The following is a 13,148-nucleotide window of genomic DNA, read 5'->3' as shown; positions in this document are numbered from 1 at the left end:
GGCGCACGGCGCGGTTACACCGCGCCATTGCTTGTGACAGTTGCGTAAGTCCTGTTGAAAAATTATTTTTTAACAATTATGTTGTTTCATAGCAAATATCAATAAACCATTTCCCTAAATCTGGAAAAGTTTCATGGCTTGAATCAGTCAAACGCATAATCTGCTTCTCAATTTCTGACATAGCTTCTTTAGTCAACCTAACTCCTAACTCATAAGTTTTAGTGACTAGTTTAACAACAGGATGTTTACCATTCCATGTCATGTTATGGGCAAAATTTAAAGCTGTTTCTACTTCATCAAGGATACTACCATTCCAATAATTTTCTAGTACAGCCCAAGTCCTTCAATGGGATTATATCTACTGTGATAGTGAGAGGGTAGTAAGCTAAACGTAAGTTGAGTTGATATTTTTGAGAAAATTCAACTATGCGCTTCATAAATTGTGTACGCCGAGAGTTATTCTCTCCTCCATTATCTTGATTAATAAGCAAAGTCTTTATTTCTGGAAATCGCTCCCCTTCTGATTCCCAAAAATCTGCTAAAATATCAACAATAAAATCACTCGTTACTTTTGATTCTGTAAAATATAAAAATAGTTCGTCAAGCTCTGGAAGGAAGATACCATAAGGAGTGACGCTTGTTTTGGGGTGGAAGTCATGGTCATCAGCTTTTGTTGGCGCTCGATTTCTACCACCACGGTCAAATGAACCGATATTGACACGAGCTTTTGCATCCAAACTTAAACGTAAAATGCTTGGGTCATCCAAAGCCTCTTGATGAACTATAGCTAATTGCTCAAAGATTGCGTCGGTTTGGGGAATTTTTTTTGAGGTTGAATTTTGGCAACCCGTTTGAGACGATATCCTAAATTATTTAACTTAATGCGAATTGTTTCTGAAGTTGGTAATTCTTCATCTGCATAACCAAATTTCTCAATTAATTGATGTCTCACTTGGGCAGCAGAAAGACGCATATAGAGCCGTTGACTTTTAAAACTTGGGTCTATCTGACTTTGAGCATCAATTAACTTTTTGATATCTGATAAAAGATTTGGTAGATGTGATTCTGTTTTATAACGTCCTCGACCTCGATAGTTATCTATACAAGTGATACCACTATTTAATTCTTTAATTCCTTTACTAATAGTTACACGATTCCATCCCAACTCTCGCTGTGCCAGAGAGTGTCCTCCGTATCCTAATGCCATAACTGTTTGTGCAATAAATTTACGTTTGGCTGCTCCTTTAAGAAGCTGTGCCGTTTCCTTCAACAAGTGTTTTAGTGAATCGGTTAATTGTATAGACACCTTTTTCTACCGAAAAATCGAATCATCCTTGAATTTACTACAATTTGGGGAAGGGAGAGGCTGCCTGCGGCAGCCTCTCCCTTCCCTCCTCGGAATGATTATCATTCTTATAAACTGTATGTTTTATTTTCTGGAAGTCCCTTTTCTCATGATTCAACTTGACTCAGTTTCTCCAGGAAGTTGGGTAACTTTGTCTTGCTGTTCTCTTAATTACCGGTTGAATCTAAATTAGTCCAAACTCCAGGTAAGGATCGCGACCAGAAAATAGCAGCTTAATCACAATTGCTGCCGCAGACTCTAACAATCGAGCATACTTCAACTCCCCCAAATCGACTGGCTCTTATGCATATTTAATTTATTTAAGAACCTTCTGTTATAGCTCCTAGTGCCAAAAGTGACGCTCGCACAGATTGCGTTAAACCAACGACCCCTGTAATATTCATGCCTTCATAAGGTCTAGGAGTTCTGAGAATTTTCAGACATTCACCTGTTTCGACATTCCATAAGCGGATGGTCTGGTCTTCACTGCTGCTAGCAAGAATTGGACCTTTAACCGGAGAATGGATAAATGCGATCGCAAAAATCCATCGTGTGTGTCCAATCAATACTCTCAAGCACTTCCCAGTTTTCATATCCCAAATTCTCACGGTTTGGTCGGTTCCTCCGCTTGCTAGCAGACAACCATCAGGACTGGCAGCACTGATCACAGCATCAGTATGTCCTTCCAAAGTTCTTAGACATTGGCAAGTCTTGAAATCCCAAATTTTGATGGTTGCATCTTGACTGCTACTGTGCAAGGTTTGCCCATTTGGACTAAATTTAGCTGACCACACACCGTTTGTGTGCCCACGAAAAATTTTTAAGCATTCCCCTGTAGCAACATCCCAAGCTCGAATTAGGGAATCTGCACAGCAACTAATTAGCATCTTGCCATCAGGACTATAAACAAGTGATGAGACAATATTAGTGTGATTACATAACACACCGAGGCATTTTCCAGTATTGACATCCCAAATCCGTACCTGCTTGTCGCTACCACTACTGGCTAAGGTTTGTCCATTGGGACTGTAGGTAACTGAAAGTAGCCAGTTTCTATGACCTCGTAAGACTTGTAGACATTCTCCTGTCTCTATGTCCCAAATTCTCACTGTTTCATCTGCACCGCCACTGGCAATGGTATTACCTTGGGGATGAAAAGCTACGGTTCGTACCCAATTAGTATGACCAGTAAAGGTTTTGATACACTTACCAGTACTAATATCCCATAATTTAACTGTTTGGTCTTCACCACTGGCTAAGACTTGGCTGCGGTCATTTTCATCAATTGGAGAGGTCGCTAATGCCCACACACCGCTACCATGTCCGCAAAAAGTTCGGAAACACTGTCCTGTATGAATATTCCAGAACTTAACAGTTTGGTTATCATCACTGGCAATCAAGGTTTTTCCATCTGGAGTGAATGTCAGCGATCGCACTGTGTGGGTATGCCCTGACAAATTTTTCACACATTCTCCAGTGTGAATGTCCCATAAGCGAATTGTTGTATCAGCACTGCCACTTGCTAGCGTTTGACCATCAGTACTACAAGCTACACACCAGACATGGCCTGTATGACCGTGGAGAGTTTTCAAACACTGCATTGCTTCTAAATCCCAAATCCTCACAGTGCCATCAGCGCTACTACTTACCAGCATTTTATCATCAGCATTAAATGCTACAGACCACACAATCTCCGTGTGTGCTTGCAGTGTTTTTTGGCATTCACCTGTATTAACATGCCAAAGTTTGATAGTATAGTCGGCGCTACCACTTGCTAAAGTTTTACCATCTTTACTCAGAGCGATCGCCCAGATCCAATCTGTGTGTCCTTCAAGACTTTTCAGACATTCCCCTGTCTGAATATCCCATAATTTAACCGTTTGATCCATACCACCACTGGCAAGGACTGAATAGTTCTCTTGCCGAGCTTGGGCTACAGACCAAACAAAGCCTGTGTGCATCCTGAATACTTGTAGGCATCCACCTGTGAGATCCCATTGTTTAACAGTTTGGTCATCACTGCCACTAAATAAGGTTTGTCCATCGGCACTAAATACAATAGAACGCACCCAACCTGTGTGTGCTTCCCAGGTTAAGCATTGCTGTCCATCTGTTATTTGCCATAGGGAAATTTGACCAAGGGTATCCCCGATTGCCAGAAGATTGCCATTTGGACTAACTGCTAGCGTAAAGGTATAGCTGAGATTTGCCGTAAAAGTAGATTTAGTTAAATCTGAGTAGGCGAAATTGGTTTGGTGTAAATTCACACCTTTTAAATCAGCTTGCCAAATCGTCAAACTAGAAAAGTTGCGATCACTTAAATCTACTTGCAGATGATGAAGTAAATTAATCGTGTTTCCGCCCACATAACCAGCATCTATTGGGTTTTTGCCGCAAAGTGATGCCAAAAGTGTCATCAATTGAGCTTCAATGCGATTTGCCGTTCCGAACAAAGAAAGTAACTTTTTAATTACAGGGTTGAGAATTAAGTAAAGTTGAATTTCTTTGATATAGTCTTTCGCCGTCGCTTTCATCAGTGCATGAGTTTTGAAAAGAGAAATGTTTTGAGTTTCAATTTCAACACAAACCTCTTGAATCAAACGACTAGTAATGTACTCCATCAACACAGGCTGTAGTGTGAATAAACCACTACCTTTCTCAATCAGGCTGCGTCTTTCTAAAGCTGACAATGCTTCTAGAAGTTGAGAAGACGCAATCAAGGATAATAAATCAGCCTGTATTTCGGCAAAACTTACAGGTTCGCGGTTGATTGCCAACCAATATATGACTGATTTTTCTAAACCTGATAAACGTTGAAACTGTTGTTCAAGCAAATCTTGAATATCGCCGAAGACAACAGTACCTTGAGCAAGAAAATTAGAAATATTACTATCAAATAAATCCCGGATAGTGGTTGCTACAATCTTCAGTGCTAGCGGATTACCTGCATAGGATTGAATTAGAGTTTGCCATTCATCAATCGAGCCAATAAAGCTACCTTTGCAGCTAAAAATTGCTTGTCCATCAGCGATTGATAAACCAGATAATTGCATAGTTCTAACAGGCAACTTTTCGCCCTCAAGTACCGCCACCTCTTTAGGCTTTTCTCGACTCGTCAGCACTAAACAACTTTGATGGCGAAACTCACCAATTCGCTTAAAAAGTTCGCCATACCCTTCGTAACCAGAGCGATATTGACCTGTTCGACCCTCATTGCTGCTTAAGATTGTCTCTGCATTATCGAGAATTAGCAGACAGCGATGTTTTTGGAGATAGTTAAGCAGTCGAGAAATGCGATCGCTCACAGATTCGGGTAAATCTTCCTGCTGTTGGTGAGAGAGAACTTGAATCAAGCTAGTGAGTAATGCTTCAATAGTAGGGGCGTTATAGAGTGATCGCCAAATAACATACTCAAAGTTTTCCTGAAGTTTCTCACTCAACTTCACAGATAAAGAAGTTTTACCACTTCCCCCAATGCCCAATAGTGCCACTAATCGACAACGGTCTTGATTAATCCACTGCTCTAAGGTGGCAATTTCTTGAAAACGTCCGTAAAAAATCGAAACGTCGAGCGCTTCACCCCAGTCTTGATAAGTTTTTATGGGATTATCAGGCTTGATTTCTCCAGTATTCTTCTGACGATAACACCATCTTCTCAAAGACGAATGGAGGTTATCTTTAGTAACTTTCTCACCCATCGCCTTAGAGAGCATTTTCCAGAGTCGAAAGCCAACAATTTTGATGTAGTCGGCATCATAACCAAACTTTTCCGCAATCTCTGGATACGTTTTCTGTTCCCATGACTGTCGAAAAATAATTTCTTGCAAGTCATTTAGAGATGTCTTTTCCAGAACGATTTCAACAATGGCTAAGGCTTCTTCGACGGTCATTTATCCAGAGGCTGCTTACTAAAGTTAACTTCAACTTGTAACTTTGAATAACTATTAGTTACTGCAAAGATTTAGCAATTTTTTTAAGATGCTATCAGTTGTTGATTCAGGGCGAACAACAACTTTAAATCATCAACAAAATCCTTGAAATTATTCTAAACTATGACTACTACCTTACAAAGACGCTCTAGCACCAATGTCTGGGAGCGCTTCTGTGAGTGGATTACTAGCACCGATAATCGTCTATACATCGGTTGGTTCGGTGTCTTGATGATTCCCACCCTGCTAACAGCTACCACTTGCTTCATCATCGCCTTTATTGCTGCACCCCCCGTAGATATCGATGGTATCCGTGAGCCTGTTGCTGGTTCTTTGATTTATGGCAACAATATTATCTCTGGTGCAGTTGTTCCTTCTTCAAATGCGATCGGCTTACATTTCTACCCCATTTGGGAAGCAGCTTCCCTTGATGAGTGGCTTTACAACGGTGGGCCCTACCAGCTAGTAATTTTCCACTTCTTAATTGGTTGCGCTTGCTACATGGGACGGCAATGGGAGTTGAGCTACCGCTTGGGAATGCGTCCCTGGATCTGTGTAGCTTATAGCGCTCCCCTGGCTTCTGCGACTGCTGTCTTCTTAATTTATCCCATTGGTCAAGGCTCTTTCTCTGATGGTATGCCTTTGGGTATTTCTGGAACCTTCAACTTTATGTTGGTCTTCCAAGCTGAACACAATATCCTGATGCATCCATTTCATCAGTTAGGTGTTATTGGTGTATTTGGTGGTGCTTTAATTTCTGCGATGCACGGTTCTTTGGTGACTTCTACCTTAGTTCGTGAAACTAGCGAAACCGAATCTGCAAACTATGGCTATAAGTTCGGTCAAGAACAAGAAACCTACAACATCGTTGCGGCTCATGGCTATCTGGGACGCCTATTTTGGCAATATGTCAGCTTCCAAAACTCCCGGTGGCTGCACTTTGTCTTAGCAGCTTTACCTGTGATTGGTATCTGGTTTACTGCTTTGGGTATCAGCACGATGGCATTTAACTTGAACGGATTCAACTTCAACCAGTCTGTCATCGACTCCCAAGGCCGCGTAATTAACACTTGGGCAGATGTGATTAACCGTGCCAACTTGGGTATGGAAGTAATGCATGAGCGTAATGCTCACAACTTCCCTCTAGATTTGGCTGCGGGTGAAGCTGCATCAGTAGCTTTTAATGCCCCTGCTATCCACAGCTAAGGTTTAACTGTCATTTTTTATAAGTGCTTACCCCGGCTTACTTTGTTGAAGCCGGGTTTTTTAACGTTTCCCTATCTGGGAAAGAGACTTTGATATCACTCCATTGTGGCAACCCAAGTAAAACCTAAGCTCTAAAGTTTCTTACTAAGAGGTTTTTAAAAGCATTTTTAGCCTCTGCTTGCGGCTGGCGATCACCTACGGCGGTCGAAACAGTGCCATCGCTGTTGGAGAAGATGGGCAATAGAATTATTGCGAGAACGGTTAGAACTGACAGGAAGTAAGAAAGGCTGCGATCGCGGTCAGTGCGGTGCTTGTACGGTGCTGATTGATCAACGACGGGTGAATTCCTGTTTAACGCTAGCGGTGATGCAGGTGGGAAAAACCATCACTGCGATCAAAGGATTGGCGCAAGGAGATGAACTCCATCCGATGCAAGTAGCATTTATCCAAAACGATGCTTTTCAGTGTGGCTATTGTACGTCTGGGCAGATTTGTTCGGCAATCGGGTTGTTGAGTGAGGGCAAAGCAGATTCGGATGCAGACATTCGAGAACTGATGAGTGGCAATCTTTGTCGCTGTGGGGCGTATCCAAATATTGTCGCAGCAATTCAGTCTGTAGCAGCAAGCGTGAGGGCCGGGAATGCAACTATTTAACTATCTACGTACATCAGACGCAGCGATCGCGGTGAGAACTGCGAACCAAGACCATCAGGCAAAGTTTATTGCAGGTGGCACAAATCTGCTGGATCTGATGAAGGAGGATGTAGAAACTCCGCAGCAGTTGATCGATATCAATGATTTGCCGCGATCGCAAATTGAACGCTTACCCAACGGCGGAATTTACATCGGCGCACTGGTGCGAAATAGTGATGTTGCATAAGACGAGAATATTCAGCGACAGTATCCAGTGTTGTCGAAAGCACTTTTATCTGGAGCATCTCCCCAACTGCGAAATATGGCAAGCGTTGGGGGAAACTTATTACAAAGAACTCGCTGTTATTACTTCACCGATGCTGGATTTTCATCTTGTAACAAACGTATCCCTGGTTCAGGCTGTGCTGCCATTGGGGGTTACAATCGCATTCACGCCATTTTCGGCACCAGCGACTGCTGCATTTCCACCCATCCTTCCGATATGGCTGTGGCATTAGTTGCTCTGGATGCCATTATTCACACGCAGAACGCCAAGGGAACTCGGCAGATTGCGATCGCCGACTTTTACCTGTTGCCAGAAGACACTCCCGATCGCGAAACCGTCTTGCAACCTGGAGAACTGATTACCGCCGTTGAATTACCACCACTGCCCTTTGCGGCTAAATCGCACTATTTGAAAGTGCGCGATCGCGCCTCCTATGATTTCGCTCTGGTTTCTGTAGCTGCGGCTTTGGATGTTCAAGAGGGAGCAACGTGATTTTCTGAAGTTGGGTAAAAACGAGTGAATATGCCCCACTTCAGGGCCAGGCGATCGCTAGAAAACAGCGTGTAGTAAAATGTATAAAATGTTCAAGCAGTGCTGGAACTAAGAAAAGAATTGAAAATAGAGCCACAAAAATTGTCCCAATTTCAAGCTATCCATTGACAGCGCAGATGCAACATAATCTCTGCGTTATTTTGAAGCCAAAATTTACTGTTTCCCTTCATGCGTAAATTAACAGCTTGACGGATTAAACTTTCAACTGCACCGCTACCCAAGGGTAGGTGATGCGCTGCGACTAAGTGATAGTTTAATAGCCGTCTGCGATAAGCTTTGAGAATGTAATTACGCTCTCGGACTAAAATTTTACAACGCTCTCCTGTTGCTGTTGAAATAAATTCATCCATGTTTCTCATTAAATTGAGAGATTTACCTTGCTTGAGGAGTTGACGAGCTTTTTTAAACCATGATTGACGCTCACTATCTGTAGTGAAAACAGCATCGGCAAAATCTTGTAAATGTGAAGCAGCGTGATAAAAATCTAATAATTGATAAGTAGTAATTGGACATTTTATCTTTTTCAATAAAGGCGGAATATGTTTCCAAATCCACTCAGCCCCATCAGCCACTAATAAAACCTGTTTAGCTTGGCTTATCCCCAAATTAACTAAATACATTTCTAGGATTTTGAGAAACTCTTCATAGCCTAAATATGTCCCATCATTAGTAATAGATAGAGATGATGTCCTAATTTTTTTACCATGTTCATCCACTGTATAAATAGTTAATAATTTTGGCTCTACCCATTCTCCAGTAAAGCCTAGACGGTTAGTCTTGAGTTTCCGTCTACCCTTTTTATTAATCCTCACTCTCGTTCTCCCTCCATCTACAGCAATAATAACGCGCTGGTCTTTGAGAACATTAAGAGTAGGTAGATTACCCATCTCTAAACTTTTTAATTTAGACTGGCGTAAATTTAGTCCAATTTTACCAAAATGATACGTAATCCGTTCTATTCGTTTTAAGCTAATGTTTATTTCCCAATCTGTTAAGATATTACGTGCAGCTTCATAGGAACCAGCTATTGCACCATATTTTGTAATTGTTGTCCAAACTAATGGTGTTAATCCTTCTTCTATTCCTAACCATTTAAGGAAAGGGCAGAATCCTAACTTTAAATATTTACCTTTTTGATGTGATCGTTGGTGACGCTCAACCATATATGGTAGTGAAAGAGTTACTTTCACATTACCAACTGTTAATATATGCTTAGTATAATTACCATGTTTTCTCATTACTTGATTTGACATACTTTTTGTTTGACTGATTGCTGTATCTAAAGCTGATTGAGAGTTAGCCAGTTTATTTAATAAAACTGCTACGCATTCTCCTGCCAAATTTAAGGCTGTATTTCTAATTTCCTCTTCTGTGTCTTTAAAAGACTGAGCCGACCATTCACTCAGATTTTTTATGTCTAAAAGTTTCGTTACTTTTTCTTTAAATTTTGACAATAATGTGCTTAAATCTAAACTCAAATGTTTATTCATGAAGTGACGGCAAACTCCCTGTTTTGATATTAAATCTCAAAACTTTTACTCCAAGGGAATCCTACACTTTTTTCGCCATTAGATAACTTAACAATCATAATGATAGATTTATCTCAGTATTACTGAAGCACTGAGCTATATAAAAAGTATCTATTTACTCATCTACTGAACTATCAGGTTAGCGATCGCATCCTTCGGAGTGGGAGCATCTTCACTCGTTTTTACCTGACTTCAGAAAATCGCGTTGCTCCCGTTCAAGATGGTCAAATTGCCGATGCACGGATTGCCCTGGGTGGAGTTGCTACAAAACCCTGGAAAGCAACCGAGGCAGAACAAGTTCTTATTGGTTCACCTGCGAATGCATCCACTTTTAAACAGGACTTACGCAACTGGCACAGGCGATCGCTAAATTATAGTAACTTAGTACTATTATAAGTGACGCAACTGCACGGGGCGATCGCTAGCCAGTAGTACATACATATTTAATTACCCAGAATGTGTTTGATTGGGTTGACTCGAATTAGTAACAATAACTAGTGATGTAAGTAGGTCGGTGTAAATAATTATTGTTGGGATAAGGCAGGGAGCAGGGGGCAGGGGGCAGGGTGAGAAAGGGTTTGAGTCTTGTTTACGTTTCTTCACACAGTTTGGTTTTATTATGCCGACTTACTTAGATATTGTTCGTTCGACAACAGTTTTGGATGTGTGAGATAGCAATTGGCAAACTCTTGATACTTTAGAGGAAAATACTAGGCTAGTAGTCTGCCAAGGTAACTTTGCTAAGTAATACCTCTAATTGGTAAAATAACCAAAAACGGGGTGTAACATGGCGAAAAAGTACATTGTTGACTTGAATGAAAATGAAGTTTCTCAGCTACAAGCAATAATTAAAAAAGGTAAGCACAAAGCAAGAACTATAACCCGTGCAAACATTCTTCTGATGGCTTCTGAAGGAGAAAGGGATCAAGCGATCGCTAGCATAGTTAGAGCGCATATTGCAACAGTGCAATGAATACGAGAAAAATTTGTCATTGGAGGGTTAGATTTTGCTTTAAAGGATGAAGTTCATCCACCAAAACCTAAAAAATTAGATGAAAAACAAGAAGCATTTTTGATTGCAACAGCTTGTTCTAATCTGCCAGAAGGAAGAGTGCGTTGGACAATGCAATTATTAGCAGATCATTTAGTGAACGTTGGTATCATAGATTCAATCTCAGATGAAACAGTACGTCAAACTTTAAAAAAAATGAAATTAAGCCTTGGTTGAAAGAACAATGGTGTATTCCTGAAGTTAACGCAGAATATGTTTTCCGAATGGAAGATGTGCTGGATTTATACAATGAGCCTTATGATCCTAAACGCCCTATAGTCTGCTTTGATGAACGTCCATACCAATTAGTAGAAGAAGTAAGACTAGACTTCCTTTGTCACCAGAGCCAGAGCAACCCGAATGTTATGATTTTGAGTATAAACGTAACGGGACAGTAAATTTATTCGCATGTTTTCAACCCTTGGCTGGATGGCGGCATATCGAAGTTACAGAACGTCGAACTAAAACCGATTTTGCTAAACAAATGAAAAATTTAGTAGATGTTTCCTACCGAGATGCCGATGTTATTCGTTTAGTAGTTGATAACTTGAATATTCATACACCCAGTGCATTATATGAAGTTTTTCCACCAGAATAAGCACATCGAATTATTCAAAAGTTAGAGTTTCACTATACTCCTAAACACGCTTCTTGGCTGAATCAAGTAGAAATTGAATTATCTGTTTTATCTCGCCAATGTTTAGAACGGCGTATTCCTAATGCAGAAACATTAACTTCTGAGATTGCCGTTTGGGAGAAACAACGTAATCAGCAAAAAGCTAGTGTCTATTGGGGTTTTCAAACCAAAGATGCTCGCCGAAAAATGGAGCGTTTATATCCAAATTTAACCTAGCAAAATTGGCTTGGCAGACTACTAGTTCCGCAATTAATGCTAATCCTGCATCCGATGTTACAGGCTCACCCTTGAAATTAACTACTACTGGACATGACTTTGCTTGTCCAAATATGAACTGTTCCGGTATAGAATGATTTTTACTTGGGCTCATGCTTTAAGCTGCTGGAATTCTTTTGCAACATACATGGCAGTTTTTGACCCCTCTTCTTTCAATCTTGGTGAGAAATCCGGGTTTTGACATTCTATTAGAGGTTAGATTTAACATGGCTCGTTTTTTGATAGGAACAATACCTACTGTTGGACATGTCAATCCGGCATTGCCTATTGCTCGTGAGTTAGTAAAGCGCAATCATGAAGTGTGGTGGTACACAGGAATTGGCTTCCAATCTAAGGTGGAAGCTACTGGCGCACGCCACGTTCCTATCCGCACAGGATTGGATTTTTCAAATATGGAAACCATCCCTGAATCTTGGTTAAAAACAAGGGAATCTTTAAAAGGGCTGGCACAGTTTAAGTTCTATCTCAAGCACTGTTTTATTGACTCTGCTATAGTGCAGTCAAAAGAGTGCACCGAGATACTCCAAGAGTTCCCGGCTGATGTATTTTTGTCCGATTTATTTTTTTTGGGAGCCTCCTGGATTTATGAAAAAGGGGGTCCACCTTGGGCAGCTTTTGGTATCACTGGATTACCATTTAACAGTCGTGATACAGCACCGTTTGGATTAGGAATCCAACCCGATACCTCAACACTGGGGCATTGGCGTAATCGTTGTTTGAACTGGCTCTACGATCGAGTCTTGCTGAACGAAGTCACTCTCTACTTAGATCAAGTTCGAAGTAGCATTGGATTGATGCCAGAACACAAAGGTTTTTTTGAAGCTGCTCTATCACCCTTTCTCTACCTACAAGGAACGGTTCCGGGGTTTGAGTACCCTCGCAGTGATTTACCATCTCAAGTGCATTTTATCGGGCCGTTCTTACCTGATCCACCGGATGATTTCACACCACCTACCTGGTGGGACGACCTGAAAGGCGATAAACCAGTAATTCATGTTACACAAGGGACGGTGGGCACTGAAGCAAGCAACTTGATTATTCCAACAATTGAGGCACTTGCTGATGAAGATGTACTGGTTGTTGCCACAACAGGCGGTCAACCTGTCGAAAGTATACAAATCGACCCTATTCCTGCCAACGTGAGGCTAGAAAAGTTTATTCCTCATTATTATCTTCTACCCCACATCAATGTTATGGTGACTAATGGTGGATTCAATGGCGTGCATACGGCTCTGGCAAATGGTATCCCACTAGTTACTGCTGGTCAAACTGAGGAGAAGCCAGAGATCTGTGCCAGGGTACAGTGGGCTGGGGCGGGCATAAGTCTCAAAACTAACGCACCTACGCCAACACAGCTAAAAAGATCTGTCAAGGAAATCCTAGCTATACCTCGCTATCGACAAAATGCTGAGCGCTTGAAAGCTGACATCGCTAGTTATGATGCACCAAATCTTGCTGCTACGCTGTTGGAACATCTAGCAGCAACGAAACGGCCAGTTGATACCAAGTAGCGGTCTAAAGTTTAATTCTGATTGTGTTGCAAAAACAGGCGATTGTGTGATGTTGGCGCTTAATTTTTACCTAATTTCATAAAACCTCGCTTTGATGTGTTTCCTCCCACCCCACTGAAGGAGTGGGAGGAAACACGACCAGCAATTCCAAATTCAAAAATTTAAGAGGAATCAGTCGCTGGAGAGAGTGGTG

7 protein-coding genes and 4 pseudogenes are annotated in these 13,148 nt (G+C 41.3%); 6 read left to right on the top strand and 5 right to left on the bottom strand.

Annotated elements, in window-relative coordinates:
• Positions 1 to 76: 76 nt before the first annotated feature.
• From RM368_RS36330 to RM368_RS36320, 3 genes and pseudogenes are all read right to left on the bottom strand, one after another.
• Positions 77 to 304 (bottom strand): hypothetical protein, encoded by a 228-nt coding sequence (locus RM368_RS36330; protein ID WP_322698551.1) that lies wholly within the window; start codon positions 302 to 304, stop codon positions 77 to 79.
• Between the two features lies 1 nt (position 305).
• Positions 306 to 1,207 (bottom strand): annotated as a pseudogene (locus RM368_RS36325) (ISAzo13-like element transposase-related protein).
• A 458-nt stretch (positions 1,208 to 1,665) separates the two neighbouring features.
• A complete protein-coding gene (locus RM368_RS36320; protein ID WP_322698549.1) occupies positions 1,666 to 5,235 on the bottom strand; it encodes an NB-ARC domain-containing protein in 3,570 nt (1,189 codons plus the stop codon).
• A gap of 162 nt (positions 5,236 to 5,397) precedes the next feature.
• Between RM368_RS36320 and psbA the strand changes: the two genes are divergently transcribed.
• The 3 genes and pseudogenes from psbA to RM368_RS36305 all read left to right on the top strand — a co-directional run bounded on the left by psbA (position 5,398) and on the right by RM368_RS36305 (position 7,891).
• Positions 5,398 to 6,480 (top strand): photosystem II q(b) protein, encoded by a 1,083-nt coding sequence (gene psbA / locus RM368_RS36315; RefSeq protein ID WP_322698548.1) that lies wholly within the window; start codon positions 5,398 to 5,400, stop codon positions 6,478 to 6,480.
• 240 nt (positions 6,481 to 6,720) lie between these two features.
• Positions 6,721 to 7,134: pseudogene (locus RM368_RS36310) on the top strand ((2Fe-2S)-binding protein); the annotation flags it as partial.
• Positions 7,121 to 7,891, top strand: a pseudogene (locus RM368_RS36305) (FAD binding domain-containing protein). The pseudogenes RM368_RS36310 and RM368_RS36305, both read left to right, overlap by 14 nt.
• A gap of 152 nt (positions 7,892 to 8,043) precedes the next feature.
• Here RM368_RS36305 and RM368_RS36300 read toward each other — a convergent pair.
• Positions 8,044 to 9,441, bottom strand: coding sequence for an ISLre2 family transposase (locus tag RM368_RS36300; protein ID WP_322698546.1), 1,398 nt, complete (start codon positions 9,439 to 9,441; stop codon positions 8,044 to 8,046).
• Between the two features lie 165 nt (positions 9,442 to 9,606).
• Between RM368_RS36300 and RM368_RS36295 the strand changes: the two genes are divergently transcribed.
• Together RM368_RS36295 and RM368_RS36290 are read left to right on the top strand one after the other, a co-directional pair.
• Positions 9,607 to 9,876 (top strand): hypothetical protein, encoded by a 270-nt coding sequence (locus RM368_RS36295; protein WP_322698550.1) that lies wholly within the window; start codon positions 9,607 to 9,609, stop codon positions 9,874 to 9,876.
• Positions 9,877 to 10,267: 391 nt separating this feature from the next.
• Positions 10,268 to 11,384: pseudogene (locus RM368_RS36290) on the top strand (IS630 family transposase).
• Here the strand turns inward: RM368_RS36290 and RM368_RS36285 are convergent.
• Positions 11,311 to 11,538 carry a hypothetical protein gene (locus RM368_RS36285; RefSeq protein WP_322698552.1) on the bottom strand — a complete coding sequence of 76 codons (228 nt, stop codon included), beginning with the start codon at positions 11,536 to 11,538 and terminating at the stop codon, positions 11,311 to 11,313. The pseudogene RM368_RS36290 and the gene RM368_RS36285 overlap by 74 nt on opposite strands.
• A 112-nt stretch (positions 11,539 to 11,650) precedes the next feature.
• On the opposite strand from RM368_RS36285, the gene RM368_RS36280 reads away from it, so the two are divergent.
• Positions 11,651 to 12,955, top strand: coding sequence for a nucleotide disphospho-sugar-binding domain-containing protein (locus tag RM368_RS36280; protein ID WP_322698545.1), 1,305 nt, complete (start codon positions 11,651 to 11,653; stop codon positions 12,953 to 12,955).
• Positions 12,956 to 13,148 lie beyond the last annotated feature (193 nt).

The sequence above is a fragment of the Nostoc sp. DedSLP03 genome (genome assembly GCF_034530815.1).
Classification (GTDB): Bacteria; Cyanobacteriota; Cyanobacteriia; order Cyanobacteriales; family Nostocaceae; genus Nostoc.
Note: the sequence above shows the minus strand (reverse complement) of the source record. Positions and strands in the feature narration are given on the sequence as shown.